This window comes from Mucilaginibacter sp., assembly GCF_028287845.1.
Lineage (GTDB): Bacteria > Bacteroidota > Bacteroidia > Sphingobacteriales > Sphingobacteriaceae > Mucilaginibacter.
Genome location: NZ_JAQBOW010000047.1, coordinates 1 through 19,110, shown reverse-complemented (window position 1 = coordinate 19,110; position 19,110 = coordinate 1). Strand labels below are relative to the sequence as shown.

18 protein-coding genes are annotated in these 19,110 nt (G+C 39.5%); 7 read left to right on the top strand and 11 right to left on the bottom strand.

Going from position 1 to position 19,110, the window contains the following annotated elements:
* Positions 1-32: 32 nt before the first annotated feature.
* Positions 33-395, top strand: a complete 363-nt coding sequence (locus JWP71_RS04275; RefSeq protein ID WP_299497479.1) for a DUF3127 domain-containing protein — start codon at positions 33-35, stop codon at positions 393-395.
* Positions 396-896: 501 nt separating this feature from the next.
* Here JWP71_RS04275 and JWP71_RS04270 read toward each other — a convergent pair.
* The 8 genes from JWP71_RS04270 to JWP71_RS04235 form a co-directional block, all read right to left on the bottom strand.
* Positions 897-2,018, bottom strand: a complete 1,122-nt coding sequence (locus JWP71_RS04270) for a mannonate dehydratase (RefSeq protein ID WP_299497478.1) — start codon at positions 2,016-2,018, stop codon at positions 897-899.
* A 43-nt stretch (positions 2,019-2,061) separates the two neighbouring features.
* On the bottom strand, positions 2,062-2,991 hold the full coding sequence (locus JWP71_RS04265; RefSeq protein WP_299497477.1) for an RraA family protein: 930 nt from the start codon (positions 2,989-2,991) through the stop codon (positions 2,062-2,064).
* Positions 2,981-3,913: an RraA family protein gene (locus JWP71_RS04260; RefSeq protein ID WP_299497476.1), complete on the bottom strand. Its 933-nt coding sequence runs from the start codon at positions 3,911-3,913 to the stop codon at positions 2,981-2,983. The genes JWP71_RS04265 and JWP71_RS04260 overlap by 11 nt, the downstream gene beginning before the upstream one ends.
* Before the next feature lie 10 nt (positions 3,914-3,923).
* Positions 3,924-5,120: a mannonate dehydratase gene (locus JWP71_RS04255; RefSeq protein WP_299497475.1), complete on the bottom strand. Its 1,197-nt coding sequence runs from the start codon at positions 5,118-5,120 to the stop codon at positions 3,924-3,926.
* 4 nt (positions 5,121-5,124) lie between these two features.
* Positions 5,125-6,342, bottom strand: coding sequence for a mannonate dehydratase (locus tag JWP71_RS04250; RefSeq protein WP_299497474.1), 1,218 nt, complete (start codon positions 6,340-6,342; stop codon positions 5,125-5,127).
* Positions 6,343-6,618: 276 nt separating this feature from the next.
* Positions 6,619-7,311, bottom strand: coding sequence for a response regulator transcription factor (locus JWP71_RS04245; protein WP_299497473.1), 693 nt, complete (start codon positions 7,309-7,311; stop codon positions 6,619-6,621).
* Positions 7,312-7,371: 60 nt separating this feature from the next.
* Complete coding sequence (locus tag JWP71_RS04240) at positions 7,372-9,141, bottom strand: HAMP domain-containing sensor histidine kinase (protein ID WP_299497472.1); 1,770 nt, start codon at positions 9,139-9,141, stop codon at positions 7,372-7,374.
* 207 nt (positions 9,142-9,348) lie between these two features.
* Positions 9,349-10,752 carry an MBL fold metallo-hydrolase gene (locus JWP71_RS04235; protein WP_299497471.1) on the bottom strand — a complete coding sequence of 468 codons (1,404 nt, stop codon included), beginning with the start codon at positions 10,750-10,752 and terminating at the stop codon, positions 9,349-9,351.
* A gap of 147 nt (positions 10,753-10,899) precedes the next feature.
* On the opposite strand from JWP71_RS04235, the gene JWP71_RS04230 reads away from it, so the two are divergent.
* The 6 genes from JWP71_RS04230 to JWP71_RS04205 all read left to right on the top strand — a co-directional run bounded on the left by JWP71_RS04230 (position 10,900) and on the right by JWP71_RS04205 (position 15,262).
* Positions 10,900-11,271: a BlaI/MecI/CopY family transcriptional regulator gene (locus tag JWP71_RS04230; RefSeq protein ID WP_299497470.1), complete on the top strand. Its 372-nt coding sequence runs from the start codon at positions 10,900-10,902 to the stop codon at positions 11,269-11,271.
* 3 nt (positions 11,272-11,274) lie between these two features.
* Positions 11,275-11,754, top strand: coding sequence for an energy transducer TonB (locus JWP71_RS04225; RefSeq protein WP_299497468.1), 480 nt, complete (start codon positions 11,275-11,277; stop codon positions 11,752-11,754).
* 60 nt (positions 11,755-11,814) lie between these two features.
* Positions 11,815-12,186: a BlaI/MecI/CopY family transcriptional regulator gene (locus tag JWP71_RS04220; protein WP_299497466.1), complete on the top strand. Its 372-nt coding sequence runs from the start codon at positions 11,815-11,817 to the stop codon at positions 12,184-12,186.
* 4 nt (positions 12,187-12,190) lie between these two features.
* Positions 12,191-14,131: a M56 family metallopeptidase gene (locus tag JWP71_RS04215; RefSeq protein WP_299497464.1), complete on the top strand. Its 1,941-nt coding sequence runs from the start codon at positions 12,191-12,193 to the stop codon at positions 14,129-14,131.
* Positions 14,132-14,329: 198 nt separating this feature from the next.
* A complete protein-coding gene (locus JWP71_RS04210) occupies positions 14,330-14,719 on the top strand; it encodes a hypothetical protein (protein WP_299497462.1) in 390 nt (129 codons plus the stop codon).
* Positions 14,720-14,827: 108 nt separating this feature from the next.
* Positions 14,828-15,262 carry a hypothetical protein gene (locus JWP71_RS04205; protein ID WP_299497460.1) on the top strand — a complete coding sequence of 145 codons (435 nt, stop codon included), beginning with the start codon at positions 14,828-14,830 and terminating at the stop codon, positions 15,260-15,262.
* An 88-nt stretch (positions 15,263-15,350) separates the two neighbouring features.
* Here JWP71_RS04205 and JWP71_RS04200 read toward each other — a convergent pair whose 3' ends face one another.
* From JWP71_RS04200 to JWP71_RS04190, 3 genes are all read right to left on the bottom strand, one after another.
* Positions 15,351-16,592, bottom strand: a complete 1,242-nt coding sequence (locus JWP71_RS04200) for a BamA/TamA family outer membrane protein (protein ID WP_299497458.1) — start codon at positions 16,590-16,592, stop codon at positions 15,351-15,353.
* A gap of 404 nt (positions 16,593-16,996) precedes the next feature.
* Positions 16,997-18,433 carry a pyruvate kinase gene (gene pyk / locus JWP71_RS04195; protein WP_299497456.1) on the bottom strand — a complete coding sequence of 479 codons (1,437 nt, stop codon included), beginning with the start codon at positions 18,431-18,433 and terminating at the stop codon, positions 16,997-16,999.
* 65 nt (positions 18,434-18,498) lie between these two features.
* The gene (locus JWP71_RS04190) at positions 18,499-18,918 is read right to left on the bottom strand and encodes an IPExxxVDY family protein (protein WP_299497455.1); all 420 of its coding nucleotides are present in this window, start codon (positions 18,916-18,918) and stop codon (positions 18,499-18,501) included.
* Positions 18,919-19,110: the final 192 nt, after the last annotated feature.

Below are 19,110 nucleotides of genomic sequence, written 5' to 3'. Positions count from 1 at the left end.
ATCTATTAACTTTACATTTTTAATTTTGAACTATGGAAATTAAGGGTAAAATACATGAAGTGTTCCCAACCGCACAGGTTACAGAATCACTGAAAAAAAGAGAAGTAATAGTAGAATATGTAGAGAATCCGCAATACCCGGAGTACTTGAAATTTGAAGCTATTCAAGATCGTTGCAATTTATTAGACAATGTAAAAGTTGGCGACGATGTTGAAGTTTTCTTTAACTTAAAAGGTCGTCCCTGGACTGATAAGACAGGCAAAAAGAGTTATTTTAACTCTATGCAATTATGGAAAATAAACGTACTAAGCGGTGCAGGCAGCAGCCCGGCTCCTGAATACGCCGCCCCTGCCGACATCAGCTCGGCACCGGAGGATGACGACCTGCCGTTTTAATAACACCTAACAGGCCTATCAAAAAGCGTCTGCAATTAAACATTAAAACCCCGCATTGGCGGGGTTTTAATGTTTAAACCGAATTTTAGTTTAGTTTCATTATTAGCCCTGCGGCATTGTCCAAGATCTATGCTACAGTATTGGTCCATGGCACGATGTGCAGCAGCATTTTGCCAAAACGTTGAATGAGCATGGCTTCGTTAGTGGTGGCATTTATTATCAATGATTTTGTTTCATCTTGTTTCACCACTTTTAAATTATCAAATTTGTAATTATTTGATTATCAATGAAAAGTATTAATATTATACTTAAAAATACTAACGAATAAGTTGTTACATTTTGTTACATCACTTTTTCATAATTATCTTATATACATGGTTTTAAGTCGAAATCTTGTTTCACTTGTTACATTTTGTTTCACACTCACGTGAAACAAGGTTAAACATAAAAGGCCAATTGAAATCACTTTCAATTGGCCTTTTATGTTATGTACTAAACGGTTTATACTTCTGCGTTTACCCGGTTAAGCAGCGCTTTCATATAACCAATGGTATAAGCGGTGCCTACGGTTGGCCCGCCTGCCATTTTGGGGATATGATCCGGAATAATAACGCCGTCAAAATCCACACGCTTTAAAGCTTGCATAATGGTATACATATCGGTATAACCATCGTCAACAAACGACTCTACAAAATGTGGCAGCGGCGAGTAAATATTACGGAAATGTATCTTGTACAACCTTTTTTTCTTCCCAAAATAATCTATCATCCCTACCGAATCTTTGCCCAGCTTATCGCCGCCTTCCATCCATGAGCCAACGCAAAGGCATAGGCCCACGCTTGGGCTGTTATTGGCCAGATCCAAAGCGTGTTTATAGCCCTCAAAGCTGGTAAACAAACGTGGCACACCCGCTAACTCAGGTATCGGCGGATCGTCAGGGTGGATACCAATATGTACATTATTTTCCTCGGCCGTTCTAACAACTGCCTGGATAAAATATTTAAAGTTGGCCCAAATTTCGTCGCGGGTATATTGCCTGCCATGGCTTAATGGGGCGTGGTACCTGTTATCATCCCATCTACCATAATTTGGCGCATTTACATTAAAATCCCTGGCGTCGGCACCACCACGGGCAAGGCCGCGTACGTCCGAATCCCATATACCATTACCCATGTGCGCGTAAGTGGTGTAACCAATGCCTGCTTTGCCCAAACTACGCAGGTGGGCCTTGTATTCCTCTATCTTTTCGTCACGACCGGGCAGGTTAAGTACCAGCTTGTCTTGGTTATGTACATCGTTATTTCCAAACCCGTACACGTTTATTCCATGATCTGCAAAAAGTTTTTTACGGCTCCCATAATATTCGCCGCTTGATTTTTTTGCATTTGTCCATAACACAGCCTGGTTAATGCCCATCTGGTTATAAAAAGCAAAGGTATCATCATCCGGCTCGGGTGTAATCTGCCCGGCAATTTTGATCTGTGAGGGTTTTGCTGAATTTTCTAATTTTTCAGTCTCTTCCGCTATCAGCGGGGCAGCCTCTGCCATACCACCACCGCTCACAGACAATGCGGCAGCCAGCGCGGCTGTTTTTTTAATAAAGTCTCTGCGATTATCACTCATCTTCTTATGGTTTATTAGTTAATTGGTTTAATAGTGAATTTGGTTACCACGTCCTTTTCTCCAGTATCTTATCTATTGTAGCGCGGCTCATTTTTATTTTACCGGGATGCTCATCAACCCATTTATAAAAGGCCTGTCTCACTTCGGGTGTCCATTCGTTGTCTATTTGCCCGGTTTTAAATTTGCCGGTTTTTACCATTTCAAATCCAAAATTGTCTTTAAGCGAAACAAACTCGGCAGTAGCAACTACCTGCTCGGCTAATTGTGCCGGAACAAAAAGCACACCTTCTCTTTTAGCAATTACCAGATCGCCGGGCAATACCATTGCGCCACCTATGCGGATAGGCGTATTTAAACCCATCAACACCTCGTTTTCTAAAAACGATGGATGAAAATCGCGTACAAAGGCGTTAAACCCTTTTATTTCTGATAAGTTTTCAACATCCCTCGCCGAAGCATCAAACACAACGCCATTGCCCGATTTACTGAAGATAGAGTTACCAAGCGTGCTTCCCATTAAAGTACCCGCGGCAATTTTTCCAAAACCATCGGCTACATATACATCGCCTTTAACTAAAACGTCAATGGGCCATGAATTGGTATTGCCAGCGCGGCCCTGTTTGGCCCCCCTGTCTTTTATATTCTTTTCAACATCGGGGCGGCTTGGCATAAACATAGCAGTAACGGCGCGGCCTGTTACAGCTTCATCGTTAACGGTTTTCCACCCACTTTCAAATTGGTTAACATAGCCTAAGTTTTTAAGCGCGGTCCAGGCATCATCAAGGCCTATATTTTTTGCCCGTGTTAACAGGTCATCTGATATTTTTGGCCGGCCATCTGCAAAGCGTTCGCCTTTCCATTCGGAAGTTAAGAATGTTAATTCTTCTTTAGAGATGGTTTGTGCTGATGCTATTCGCCCAAAGCAAAAGCTAAAGGCAAGCAATACTCCGATAATGTTTTTATTAATAGCCATTTGCTTTCAAATACACGTCTAACTCTTTTTTAGGCATAGGTAATTTGCCCGGATAGTGGTTTAGCCAGTTCAAAAAATCTTTTTTTATTTCATCGCTCCATGCACCATGTATCTGGCCCGTTAAATATTTTCCCTCCAGCATTCTGGCACGTTCAAACTGGTCATGTACATCCTGAAACTCTGCATCAAGCACCAAATCTGCAACCAAATGCGCCGGAATAAATACAGTCCCATACTTGTTTGCCAGTACTACGTCTCCGGGCAATACAGTAACCCGGCCAATGCGTATGGGCTGATTAATGCTGGTTAATTGTACCTGGCTGATTGCCGACGGATCTGTACCCTTTACCCAGGCATTAAAGCCTTTAATTTCAGACACCTCTGCTTCATCCCTTATCGCTCCGTTAAATATTACACCACGTTTGGCCCTGCCCCATACAGAGCTGCTCAGGCTTGATCCCATCAGGGTGCCATCGGCTATTTTTCCGTAAGCATCTGCAACATAAACATCGCCATTAGTTAATATATCAATGGGCCATAAGTTTTGACCGCCATGCTGAGAACGGCCCTCAGCCTTTCCTGCAGTAGTTACAACTGCATTTAGATCGGGCCTGGCCGGCATGTATTGTGCTGTTACCACCCGCCCCGTCATAACGCTATCCGGGTGGAGTATTTTCCAACCGCCTTCAAATTGACTCAGGTATCCCTTAGCTTTTAATTTTTCCCAGGCTTCGTCAACAGATACTTTTTTTAACCGTTCAAGCAATTGATCTGATACATGCGGACGCCCGTCGGCAGAGCGTTCGCCCTTCCATTCGGGAGTAAGATCCTTTATCTGTTCGGGTGTGGAACCCAAACGTTGTTGCGCATTGGCAAACAGCCCACCTAATACCAATGCTGTAATTAATATTGTTCTTCTCATAAATTTAGGTTTATCCTTTATATCCTTGTTCCAGGGTTAGTACCGATTGTAATACACCCCGGGCATAAGCCTGGTTATAAATATAACCTATAAAATCGCCACCGCGTTCTTTATCGATGATATTTCCTGGCGGATGTTCGGCAAAAACGCCGTATTTATATTTTGCACGAACCAGTTCCTGCATAACAGCGAACATATTAACCTGCCCTGCATCGGGATAGGTTTCGGTATACTTAATTCGGGGAGTTTCTACCTTCACATTGCGGAAGTGCATATGGTTAATGCGGTTGCGTGCTGCCATATAATGCAAAACTTCGATAGCATTTTCGCCTATTTCGGTTGAGACGCCGCAATCAAAGGTCATGCCGTTTGCGGGGCTGTCAACTATCGCCAATAATTTTTTCCAGCCGGCAAAGCTTCCCATCGGCTGCGCCGAACCGCGGCTAAGCGGCGGTGGAGGGTCGTTAGGGTGAAGCGCCATTTTTACGTTCGATTGTTCGGCTACAGGAATGATGGCTTTTAAAAAATAAGTGATGTTTTCCCAAAACTGCTCCTCGGATGTTGCGGGCTCGGCGGCAGTAGCTTTTAATTCGCTTGCCGCGAATGCCATTTCATCGGCTTTACGGTCATGTGGCTCATTCCAGTTATTATCTGCCGGGTTTGGCATTTTGCGGTTATAATCAAAACTTAAATAGCGAGCGTTGCCACGGCCTACGCTGTTATAATAACCCTCTCGTAAACGGTGCGAGTAAAAATTATATTCAATAACAGGGATACCCACTTTACCGGTTATGCGAATAGCATCTTGCACGTTCTTTATATCCTCGTCGCGGCCTGCCATATTATGGAGGATGCTGGGGGGCAAAACTATCCTGTGGTTAATAATGGAAAGCCCTTCGGCCTTGAAACGGTCAACTATGGCCTGTATCTTTTCTACTGTCCAAGGCAAAGCGGGGGCATCCATGTGAACGTAATCAGCCCCGAATTGTTTAATTGCCCGTACTTTTGACGACATGTCGTTATAGCCAACATTCATGGTCATTTTAGGCGTATCAGCTCCTTCAACCACCGGCCAGGCCACCTTTTGTGCAGGTGCCATAGCCGTATTAGTATTATTTGTTGCTGCAGATGCACCAACTGCGCCTAACGATAATGCTGCTGCCAGCGAGGTCCCTTTTTTTAAAAAGCCTCTACGATTATCTTTCATAAAATTATGCTTTCCAGCCTTGTTGAAGCGCCAAACAAGTCTGCATCATAGCACGGGCATAAGATTGGTTATACAGGTAAGATACGAAGCCACCACTTTGATGAGTTTTGTCAAATTCATTATCACGCGGATGCTCGGCCCAGATGCCATATTTGTATTTACCTTTTACCAGTTCATACATTACGGCCAACATATCTACGTCCCCGTTATCTATCATCACTTCTACATATTTTATTCTTGGCTTATCTACAATAACATTACGGTAGTGTACATGGTTGATGCGGTTGCGCGACAGCATGTATTTGGCTACTTCTACAGCATTTTCACCTATTTCAGTCGAAACACCACAGTCAAACGTCATGCCGTTTGAAGGGCTTTCTACTAAATCAAAAAGATGTTTCCAGTCTTTAAATGTCGACATGATCTGCTCTGATCCCCGGCTCATTGGCGGCGGTGGATCATTTGGGTGCAAGGCCATCTTTACACCAGCCTTTTCGGCTACCGGGATAACTGCTTTTAAAAAGTATTCAATGTTTTCCCAGGCTTTGGCGGCGGTTTGTGCAGGTTCCTTTTCAGTGGGACCCAATTCAACCATTGCAAGATTCTCTTCATCAGGCTGCCGGCGGGCAGTTTTATAGTTCCATTTATTATCTGCCTGATTAGGCTGCCCTTTTCTATAATAATCATAGCCCAGGTATTGTACACCGCCGCGGCCAACCACATCATAATAACCTTCTACCGCGCGGTGCGAGTAAAAGTTATATTCAACAACAGGAAGGCCAACCTTGCCTGCTGCAATTAAAGAGTCTTGTATCAATTTGATCTCTGCATCCTTGCCTTCGGTGCCATGAATAATAGCGCCCGAGAAATTGATCATCATATTAATAACGGTAAGGCCCTCTGCCTTAAAGCGGTCTATTATTGTTTTTAGCCCTTCTTCTGTCCACGGTAAACGCGGGCCACCCATGTGTACATAGTCGCAGCCGAACTGCTTTATCCATTTCATGTTTGATACGGTGGCATTTGCGCCCACACTCATGGTCATTTTTGGTGTATCCGGCCCTTCTATCAGGCCAGACCATAGCGGATTTTTTTTTGCTGCCGCTGATTCTGGCTGGTTATCGATTTTGGGAGTAGCTGCAGACGCGCCCACAACGCCTAATGACAATGCTGCTGCCAATGAAGTGCCTTTTTTGAGAAAGTCTCTGCGATTATCTTTCATAATTATTTAGTATTAATGGTTGAGCTAAATATACAAAGAAGCGCCATCCGCCGGTTAAGGTCAGCAGATTGTTACAAATTCAACAAAGCAGGTATTCTTAAAGTAGTTTTCGTTTCATGATAATTAACGAGCCAGTTAAAACAAACTTATTTAATTATAACTATCTAAACAGTGTTGCCTACAATTATCCGGAAAATGAATCGCCAAGAATGGACAAAACTGTTTTTAGCATGCGGGCGCGAAAATAATGGGAATATTTTTAACGAAGATTTTAGATTAATTTACCAGCAACTTATATCCCCGGCCATGTACGTTAATGATCTCTACTGATGGGTCATCTTTTAAGTACTTGCGTATTTTGCTTAAAAATACATCCATACTGCGTCCATTAAAATAATTGTCATCATGCCATATATGCAGCAGAGCCTCTTCTCGGGTAAGTACTTCGTTCTTTTTAATACAAAGCAGGCGTAACAACTCGGCCTCTTTGGTTGATAATTTTTGCTGTATACCGTTTATAGAAATTATTTGCGTGGTATAATCAAAAGTGTAATTGCCAACAGTAAATTGGGTTGGTTGCTGCTCTTCTTTCTTTTCGGCATTTTCGGTTCTTTTAAGCAGGGCGTTAATGCGCAGCAATAACTCTTCTATGCGGAAAGGTTTGGTAATATAATCATCACCGCCAAGTGTATAGGCTTGGGTTTTATCTTCTATCATGCCCTTGGCCGTGGCAAAAATTATGGGTATATGACTATTTATTTTACGTATATCCTTGCCTAAAGTAAACCCATCTTTTTTAGGCATCATTACATCCAGTATTAACAAGTCATAGTTGCCTTTTGTAAAGGCATGCAAGCCTTCTTCACCATCAGTACATAAAACAACTTCAAACTTTCCTTTTAATTGCAGGTAATCCTGAAGGAGCATACCCAGGTTAGGATCATCCTCAACCAGTAATATTTTTTTCATAAGAGACAGGTTTAACGTATTATAGTTAATGATAGTATTGATGTTGCAACCGGTATTGTATTAAGCACCCTGAAATTTCAACTCAAACTCTGATCCCTTATCTTTTTCAGACCGCACATTTATAGTGCCATTTAGCCTTTTTACTATGGTATTAACGTAGCTTAATCCCAATCCAAAACCTTTAACGTTATGTACGTTACCGGTGGGGATGCGATAAAATTGTTCAAATATTTTTATTTGTTGATCGCGGCTCATGCCGATGCCTTTATCGGCTACTTTAATAAATACTTGTCCGTTCTTGGTCTGCGTGCTGATAGTTATTTGCGGCGCGCTTTCGCTGTATTTTATAGCGTTATCTATCAAGTTATACAACACGTTAGAGAAGTGCAGCTCATCGGCGTTAATAATTGCGTTTTCGGCCTGTAGGTCCAGGCTCACATCTGCATTACATTTTTGCAGCTTAAGTTCCATGCTGTCTACCACCACACTTATCATCTCGTTTACATCAATAGGTTTTTTATCCAGCTTAAAATCGTTTTTATCAATGCGGGCAATATTTAATACCCGCTCAATATGGCTGCCCAGGCGTTCATTTTCTTCATAAATAATATTAGCCAGCCTCGAAATGCGATTTTTATCTGCAACAATTTCATTATCCCTTAAAGCTTCGCTTGCTATCATGATAGTTGATACAGGAGTTTTAAACTCATGCGTCATATTATTAATGAAATCGGTTCTCATTTCGGATATTTTTTTCTGCCTGATGATGGAGAAAAGGGTATATCCAAAACAAGACACCAATATAAATAATAAACCGCCGGTGGTCGCCAAGGTGGTTGTCATTTTACTTAAGATTGATGAGTTTTTTTTCGGGAATGATAGTTTTATCATACCCGGGTCGTTTATAACCTCTTCTTTAAATATTTGTGTATGGTAGGTATCGGCAGGCATAAAAATAGGCCTCGCGCCGGTTTTGTCCATAGCGGTTGAAAATATTACCGAATCATTTTTAGTTGTTGATACCTCATAGCTAAAAGGTAAATCAATGCCCTGATTATGTAGCTCCATGCGTAATAGGGTATCTACCCAATAAGGGTTATTGATGCGTTTCTTTAAAGGCTCGCCAGATCGTTGATATTCATCATACACATTTTGTATTACGTTTGGTTTATTTGCCTGTAAATTTTGCAATGAATCTGTTGCCAGCATTTTCTTTACCCGATCAAGCTGATTTTGCTTCTGGATGCGTTCCTGCTCCTGTAGCCATAATGGATTTATTACTTTTTGAGTTATTAGCTGTTCGCCAAATTGCGGATCGATATAAGTAAAATGCAATGTGGTGTACTTTTCTAATTTTTGATTCGACTTTGTCGTGCGCGGAGCAGGGTTTTTTAAAATAGGCGTTAAACGGCCATGCATTATTCCAAACTCATCAGTATATCCTTCAATGCGCACCTGTAGGTCGCTTTCTAACTCATCCAGCCTTTGGCGCATCAACATGTGTTTTAAACTGTCGCGCAAAAGGTTGAGCTTACGTTGTCGATGGGCCTGTTTTCGTATAGAATCCTTGTTTATAAAGGCTTTAGTGGTATGTGTATTTCTTTTATCTGATATTTCAATGATTTGGTTCTCTGTTTCAGTTTTCGGCCGGGTAGTGTGTGGTTGTGCTTTATTCATTAAGAAATTATACGCGTCCTGCCTGCTTAGTTTAGCCACTACATTACTTAGTGCCTCGTTAACAGAACGGTCAAAAAGCGTAGACTGCATATTATAAGATTGCATTAAAAAGTACAATTGCATAGCAACTACACCTATTAGTGCAAAACTCATTAATCCTATAATTATACCAATGCTTCTTTTTTTCAACGTGTAAATTGTTTACGATAAGCATTATTCTATCGCTAAAAGCAAAAATATTTTAAATAACCCTATTATACCGGCTTTTAACAATTTTTAACATATATGATATATGCGGTAGCTGCAGGTGTACTGTACCATGAACATGGTGATACACCCTGGTACAGTTAGGCACAAACGTTATTCCAATACAACCTTTTGATGCTGAAAAGGTATTTCCACATTCAAAAATCCATGCTCATTCAATGTCTTGGCAAAATGCTGCTGCACCTCGTACTCGCCGTGAACAAGGAATATCTTTTTAACTTTTTTAGGATCCTGGCATTTTAAAAAATGCAGCAGATCCTCATAATCGCCATGGGCACTCATTGATTTGATGGACCGCACTTCGGCTTTAACCTCGTACTTTTCGCCAAATATCCATACTTCATGGTCGCCGTGAAGCAAATGGCCGCCGAGCGAATTTGGTTCGCAATAACCAACAATTAAAATAGTGGTCTTTTCAGTATGAATATTGTTTTTAATATGATGTTTTACCCTACCCCCCTCTGCCATGCCTGATGATGAAATGATTACGCAAGGACGCGGGTCATCATTTAATGCGATAGACTCTTCTGTTGATTGTATAAACCGCAACCCTTTAAAAGCAAACGGATCAATATCAATTGCTAAAACTGCTTTCACATCCCGGTTATAAACTTCGGGGTGGTCTTTCAATATCTGGGTAGCCTTGTCTGATAAGGGGCTGTCAACATAATAAGGTAATTCGGGCAATACACCTTTTAACTCCAGCGAATTTAGCGCATATAACAATTCCTGTGTGCGGCCTACGCTAAACGCCGGAATAATAACCTTGCCTTTTTTAATGAGGCAGGTTTGCTTAATTACTTCCAGCAAAGCATCCTCAATAGGTTCAAGCTCTTTATGCAGCGAATCGCCATAGGTCGATTCCAGCAAAATGTAATCATCTTGCGGGAAACGTTGCGGACTTTTTAAAAGCAGGTCGCCATATTGGCCCACATCGCCACTAAAAGTTATACGGGTTTCCTTGCCGTTTTCCTGTACAACCAGGTGTACCGCGCAACTGCCCAATAGGTGGCCCGCATCGCTAAAATGAAATTTTACATTTGGTGTTATGGCGTATTCCTCATGATATTCGACAATCTTAAATAAACGCAGCGCTTCCATAGCCTGATCCTCATTGTACAAAGGCTCTAATAATGGCAAGCCGTTTTTTGCACGATGTTTATTACTATATGCTACATCATTCATTTGTATCCTGGCCGAATCCAGCAAAAGTATCCGGGTTAGGTCCATAGTAGCCGATGTACAAAATATAGGCCCGTCAAATCCTTCGGCAACTAAGCGCGGTATCAAGCCGCAATGATCAATATGGGCGTGCGATAATATCATATAATTAAGCTTTTTGGGGTTAAAGCCAAAATGCCCATTCATATTATCAGTATTCTCGCCCAGGCCCTGGAACATACCGCAATCCAGCAAAATGCCGGTACCATCCTGTAAACGTAGTAAATGCTTGCTGCCGGTAACGTTGCGGGCAGCTCCATGAAAAGTAATATCCATTGTATAACTTAGGTTGAAACAAGAACAACGAAAGTGGTAAAAAAAAGTTTAATTAAAATAAAACTAAAATATTAGTTGCTTATTAGATTTCTAACTAATACATTCGTTTAAATTATACTACCTCAACTGATCTAAAATATTAATACCATGGAAATTAAAGAACTGACTCGTGCCGAAGAACAATTAATGCAAATACTATGGCAATTAAAAAAAGGTTTTGTAAAAGAAGTAATGACCCAGTTGCCCGAGCCATTACCCGCCTATAATACAGTATCAACCATTATCAGGATATTGGAGGCAAAGGGTTTTGTAAGCTATATTTCGCATGGTAAAAGCCATGAGTATTTCCCGTTGATAAGTAAAGAAACTTATCAAAATTTTGCTACTGATAAATTAATGAACGGCTACTTTGATAATTCTGTACAACACATGTTCTCGTACTTCGTGCAAAAAGAAAAGATTGATTTAAAGGAGGCCGATGCGATTTTGAAACTCATTGAAAAACTAAAAAACAAATAGACTATGAAAAAATCACAAAAAACCGGGTGTAAGACTACAGCATTTGCTAAACATGGCCTGTCGGTTTTAATGCTGGTATTTACATTAACCGCATCGGCAAAAAGCAATATTAACGTTGTAATGCACGCAGATACTATACCGAACGAGAACAAAATATATTCGCAAGTTGAAACCCAGCCCGAATTTCCCGGCGGTTTAGAGGCCTTCGGTAAATTTTTGGGTCAAAATGTTCACTACCCTGCGACAATGCGTGAAAAGATGGTAGAAGGAAAAGTGATTGTACAGTTTGTTGTAGAAATTGACGGCTCGCTTTCAAACATTAAAGCAATACATGGGCCGGGATACGGCGCATCCGAAGAAGCTGAAAGAGTATTAAACCTATCGCCTAAATGGAACCCCGGCATACAAAAAGGTAAACTGGTAAGAGTTGCCTATACTGTACCTATAAATTTCACGTTAAACAGAGCAAGTTCAAAAAATTGAATTTTATATAGTACATTAGATTATAATTTATTGACAACTCATAAATACCCCAAAATCACAATGGAAATTAAAGAACTGACCCGTGCCGAGGAGCAACTAATGCAAATATTATGGCAGTTAAAAAAAGGCTTTGTAAAAAATGTGATGGCCGAATTGCCGGAACCCCTGCCTGCCTATAACACCGTATCAACCATCATCAGGATACTGGAAGCAAAGGGTTTTGTAAGCTATGTAGCGCATGGCAAAAGCCATGAGTATTTTCCGTTGATAAGTAAAGAGGCATATCAAAGTTTTGCTACTGATAAATTAATGAATGGATATTTTGACAATTCTGTACAACACATGTTCTCGTACTTTGTTAAAAAAGAAAAGATAGATTTAAAAGAGGCCGATGAGATCATGAAACTAATTGAAAAACTAAAAAACAAGTAAGGCTATGAGCTGGTGGCATTATTTATTACTGGTAAATTTTTATCTGGTATTATTTTTTGGCTTTTACGCTTTGTTATTGCGCAGGGAAACTTTTTTCCAGCTTAACCGAATATATTTAGTTACCGCCTCTCTTCTTTCATTTTTTATTCCGCTTATACAATCTAGCTGGGTAAAGAACCTTTTTATTACCCAACAGGTTCAACATACTATTTTTAATAGCCCTATACTTAACAGCTCTGTCATGATTTATGGCAGCAGCTATACACTGGCTCAAAACTCATTAACATTAGGCGAAATAGTTAACGGTATATATATAGCCGTTACCTTGTTCTTAATACTAAGGCTGATATGGCAGCTGGTAATATTAAAAAAAGCTATAGAAAAACCCTCTCCATCTGCAGCTTACTCATTTTTTAAAAAAATAAGCCTGGGCAATAACCTGGAAAACCCGGATGTTATAGCCGCTCATGAGCAGGTGCACGCTGGCCAGTGGCACTCGGTAGATGTAATGATAATTGAAACAGTAATGATAATCAACTGGTTTAACCCCGTGGTTTATTTGTACCGTTTTGCCATAAAATACATACATGAATTTATTGCCGACAGGCAGGTAGTAAAAGCCGGAACAGATAAGGCCGATTATGCTTTGCTGTTACTTAGTCAAACTTTTAATGTACCTACCCATGCATTGGTAAACCCATTTTATAACCATAGCCTGTTAAAACAACGCATCAAAATGCTTCAAAAAAGCAAGTCGCATCGTATAGCGCTTGCGAAATATGGATTATCGGCCCCATTATTTATCATGATGATGGTACTTTCATCAGCAACCATAAATAATAGCAAGGCTGTTAAAGTCATCGATCAAAAAGCAGAAAATGTTTTTTTGTCTTCAACAGATGACCTTGCTGCAAGCATTACAGACCATGCCGAAATACCGGCCAGCACAGTACCGGAAACCGATCCTTATATAGAAATGTATAATAAAAGCAAGGAATTAAGGATCGATACTGCCCAATTTTCTGCTAACGAAGCTTACACTTCGGTAGAAAGCGCTCCAAAATTTCCGGGCTCACTGGTAGACTTTTTACGTAGCAACATTAGATATCCAACCGCCCTGCGCCAGGCAAATATACAGGGAAAGGTAATTGTACAGTTTATTGTAGAAACAGACGGCTCGATAAAGGGTATTAAAGCAATTGAAGACCCGGGTTACGGATCGGGCGAAGAAGCGGAAAGAGTAATGACCCTATCGCCAAAATGGGCACCGGCTTATCAAAACGGCAAGCCTATAAAAGTAATGTACTCGGTACCCATAAATTTCACGTTGGGCACTTCTCGTAATACAGCACCTGATGCAAATAAGGTTTTTGCAGTTGCAGAAAAACAGCCCGAGTTTCCGGGTGGGGCTGAAAAATTCAATGAGTTTTTAACGCGTAATATAAGGTATCCTTTAGCTATGCGCCAGGCAAACGTACAGGGAAAAGTAATTGTGCAGTTTATTGTAGAAGAAGACGGTTCGCTTTCTAACATTGAGGTTTTGAAAGATCAAGGATTTGGTTCGGGCGAAGAAGCGGTTAGGGTACTGGTTTTATCACCCAAATGGGCACCAGGCTATCAAAATGGCAAGACCGTAAGAGTTGCTTACACAGTGCCCGTAAACTTTACTTTAGAAAAATTAAACCCGCAAGTGCAAGAAACAATAGTTGATACCGGATCACACAAATTTGCAGGTACTGTAACTTCACCCAAGGGAGTGATCAGCGGTTCAGTTGTTTTGGCAGATATAAAAGATTTGACAACTGTAAAAGATGCGATGAAAAACCGGGGACTTAATAACCCTTTATTTTTTGTTGATGATGTGAAAAAAGACCGGTCGGCTTTTGATAACATAGACATAACTAAGATTGAAAATATTTTAATAGTCAACAAGGGGCAACTATAAAACCAGGCATAGATTCATCAAATGGGATAGTTTTTATACGTACTACCAATCATTAAGAAAAAAATATTTGCATCGGTTTTTAATTCGGAGAAGCCTTACTAAGTTACAAGCTTAGCAAGGCTTTTTTAATTGCATTTCATTGAATATCATTTGTTTATATTCATTATTATTATTTATATTTATATAAAATAACCAATCATGAACTGGAAAATTATATTTCAACTGTCGTTTTTCGGTCTAATTATGGCCTTTGGTACTGTATCCCTCATACCCGAAAAAATTGAGCCCTTTTTTTGGCTTATAATATTTGCTTTTTGCACTTATGTAATTGTTAAAACCTGCCACAGTAAATATTTTTTACATGGATTTTTAGTGAGCATAGTTAATTGCGTATGGATAACAGCGGTACATTATTTCTTTTACAACAGCTATACCAGGCATCATCCGGATATGGCTGCGATGTATACAGGTATCCACCCCCGCCGTATGATGCTTGTTTACGGACCTATATTTGGTGTAATGTTTGGTATTATATTGGGACTCTTTTCATTAGTGGCTTCAAAAATTTCAACCAGGAAGGCGCAATGAGGGCAAGGTTTTTTTATTTGTAAAACATTCACTAACTTTTTTAATTAAAACAAAATATGTTCTGTATAAATTATTAATTTTGGCAATTGATAAGCACATAATTAATAAATGATGAAACCTTTTATCTCAAAAACATTTTACGGCGTTATAAATTACGCGGTAGCCCTGTTATTAATTGCATCTCCATGGTTATTCCATTTTGCTCAATTTGGGGGCGCGGCCCTATTTTTACCTCTTATTATAGGATGGTTTCAATTAATTATGGCCATATTTAGTAAAAACCCTCTGGGCTTTCTTGATGTATTCCCTATGCAAATGCATAATTGCCTTGATGTACTTACCGGTTCTTTTTTACTGGCACTACCCTGGACGTATGGTTTTTCATCACAAGTATGGGCTCCACATTTCTTCTTGGGATTGGTACTGATTATAATGGGCGTTTTTGCAGACGAGTCGCCATTTTTAACTAAACCGCACCGTGCACTTCCTGAAGCCGGAATAACATCCACCGATGCAAGCGAAGGCAGATTAAACAATTACTAAAAAATATCCAGCATAAATAACAAAAAAGCGGGTCAATTTAATTGACCCGCTTTTTTGTTATAACAGGAGTATTTAAATTATATAGGGGTTAAAAAACTTCATTCAATCCTAAAAATATTCCTTTTGAGCCATAATTACCCACCCCGTAATCAATACAAAGATTGGAGCGGGTATATTTATTAAATAGTAAGCGCAAGCCTGCACCTGCCCCGGGCTCAACAAATTCCATTAAATTTATACTGCGGCTGTTACCTGCCGATTCGATGTTAGTAAAAAGCACCCCACTAAGTAATTTATTTTTAGTTATAGGAAAACGATACTCAGCTTCGCTGTACGCAAAAGAGGTGCCCTTAAAGCGTCCAATGGTGTACGCCCTGCCAATTCTATTGGCTGCATCGCTGCCAGTACCCGGTAGCTCTAAATAAGGTATTGAGCCATTAAGCAGGTAACAACCCCAATACCAAAATGCCAATATATGCTCCGGGTTAACTTTTGACAGGCTCCAGTATTTTCTTAACTCTGTTTTTAACTGCATTGCTTCATGATTACTACCTAACCATGACTGATTTATTCTTAAAACTATATCGGCATATATTCCACTATATGGCGTGTTGATATGGTCTCTTGAATTATATTCTATATTAAATAACAACCCATTTGCAGAATAGCCATCTGTAGGAAAGTTATTAAGCATGCTGTACCTAAAATTATGTGTATTAATATTTGGACCTGTTTTTCGTTCATCATCTATATTACTATACATATTAAATACAACCCCGGCACCTGCATATACATGATTAAATATTTTGCGGTATATCCTTTCTGATATTTTTATGTAAGTATATTTTATAGGGAAAACATCTGCATTATTAGCAAGCGGCAAATCGGCAATTGAAAACGTACCATCGCCCTGCACTTTATGCCCTGTACCTACACCATAATCAAGTGCAACGGTTCGTCCAACTTGCACACCGCCTTGTATATTAAATAGATCATTGTTAGTAAATATATTATTTTTAGCTTCAACGGATGCCAGGCCATTGGTAGATAAGTATGCATTTGCGTTAACTACCGAAAAAGTAGTTGTTTTAGGGTTACCAAATACTTTACCACCAGTTGATGTTACCCCAATTGCAAATCCAATGCTTGGGTTATAACCGGCCGATGGCAGCGTAGAGAAATTAGAGTGAGTTTGTTTTGTTGTATCGATATAGTGATTACCGCTAAAAACTGTGCTTATTACTTCTTTTGCATCGGTTTGCCGCCTTAATACTTCGGGCGAATCCTCTTTGTCCTGGGCAAATAATATCCGGGTACTAAATAGCCCCATGCAAGCCATAATAAGGACATGCTTCCACACGTGTTTAGTCAATTTTTTAATTAGGGTTAAAAACTGCAATATAATCAAACTGTCATAAAAATAAAAATTATCGTAACAATAAAGCTACAGCCCACTAAATGCGCAGTTTGAATGAAAAAGGGGGACGGTTTTTGCTTAAGTTATATTATTAAACCTTAAGTAAATTGAATAGTCAAAAACAATATAAATAAAACATTAATGCCATGGATATATTAAGAATATACTGGGATTATTTCTTTGGTAATCCCGATGTGGTATTTTTCAAGGTTTGCCTTGGGGAGATCTATTAAAGAGATACATTAAATTCAAACAAAAAAAGGGATGAAACAACTAATTTGTTTCATCCCCTTGGTATATAATACTGGTAATATCCTCTATTCAATAACCGTTACTTTAAGCATATTTGTTTTGCCATGCTTAACAATTGGTATAGCGGCGGTATTAATAACCACATCGCCATCTTGTACCAGGTTTTCGGCCTTAAGCATATTATTTACGTCGCTTATGGTTTGGTCGGTACTTTCTACTTTATCATAATAAAAGGTACGTACACCCCACAGTAAGCTCAAAGCATTTAGCAGGTGTTTATTTGATGTAAAGATAAAAGTACGTGCCTTGGGCCTATAGCTTGAAATTTGAAAGGCAGTATAACCCGAAGTAGTCATGGATACCACCCCTACCGCATTGGTATGCTCTGCCAGATAAACTGCCGATTCGCATACCGCGTCACTTAAATAGCCCGGAGAATTAACATCTGATACTGTTTCTTTATCTGAATTATATGGGTAGCCCAATTCTTCAACGTTACGTACAATTTTGGCCATAGTTTCAATAACTATCAGCGGAAACTCGCCTACTGATGTTTCGCCGCTAAGCATAACTGCATCCGCACCATCCAATACAGAGTTGGCAACGTCATTAACTTCGGCACGTGTTGGGCGCGGTGTGGTTATCATTGACTCTAACATTTGCGTAGCAACAATAACCGGTTTTGATGCGGCACGGCATTTACGGGCAATCATTTTTTGCAGCAATGGAACTTCTTCTAAAGGCATTTCAACACCAAGGTCGCCACGTGCAACCATTACACCGTCTGTAGCCTCTATTATAGCATCAATATTATCAATAGCTTCGGGTTTTTCAATCTTAGCTATTACTTTAGCAGCTTTACCGCTGCGGGCAATAATTTGTTTAAGCTCAATAATATCATCGGCGTTACGTACAAACGAAAGGCCAACCCAATCTACATCCCACTCTAAAGCATATTTCAGATTTTCAAGGTCTTCTTCTGTTAAGCTGGGGATAGATACCTTGGTATTGGGCAAATTAACTCCTTTGCGCGAGGTTAAAATACCGCCGTGCATTACTTCGCAAACTACTTTATCAATTTTATTAGTTTCGATAACCCGCATTTGTATTTTCCCATCGTCCAATAAAATAATTTCATTGGCCTGTACATCCTGCGGGAAAGTATCATAGGTTATATATATCTGATTATCATCGCCAATACATTCATGGGTAGTAATATTGATATGTGTACCATTAACCAGGTGAATGCCGCCATCTTTTACCAGGCCAATGCGAATTTTAGGCCCTTGTAAATCGGCAAGTATAGCCACATTGGTTTTATGTTGTTCGTTTATCTCCCTTATGGTATCAACAATTTTTTTATGATCTTCAGGTTTTCCATGAGAAAAATTTAATCGGCAAACATTTACACCGGCTTTAATCATGGCTAATAATGTTTCTTTGGGAGATGAAGCCGGCCCCATGGTGGCAACAATTTTGGTTCGGTTATACGGTATATTCATAGTTATCAGTTTGCATATATGCTATACGTTTACATTAACGAGTATAACATCTTCTAAATTTTGCGCTAAAATAGCAGATTTTCGCGTGATTTTATTTTTTTAGGATCAATCTTTACTGCCGCAACAATTTCTGGTATACGATTTAATGCCGAAACAAGCTTATCAAGGTCATTATCGTCAATATAATTTTTAATCATTAAAAAATAATCTGCCTTTTTCATTTCGGGAACCAGGTACCCATCAGACCCTTTATTAGCTATAAAATAAAAATCGGTCTCACTGGCCTCCCAATTATACAGGAACAAAGAGAAAAGCACAGGTGTGGCACCCTGATAAATATCAACGGCTAAATCATCAGCACGCACAAAATTAAAATTTAAATATTTGTTAATAAGATAACAAATACGATAGTCTTTAAGCGACGTTGTTACTGCAATCAGAACAAAATCAAGATCTATCTCAAACTTTAAAAATTTCCTGTTCAATTATCATTACATTTGCGCCGGTAAAAATACAAATTGAAACCTTTTTATCTAAAATTTTGTTAGCCTCTAAACTAAAAAGTTTTAGATTTGATATTTGATAGATTTTATTTTTCTTTGCACTGAAATTATTAATCATTAAACTATAATACTATGTCTGATATCGCTTCAAGAGTAAAAGCTATAATCGTAGAA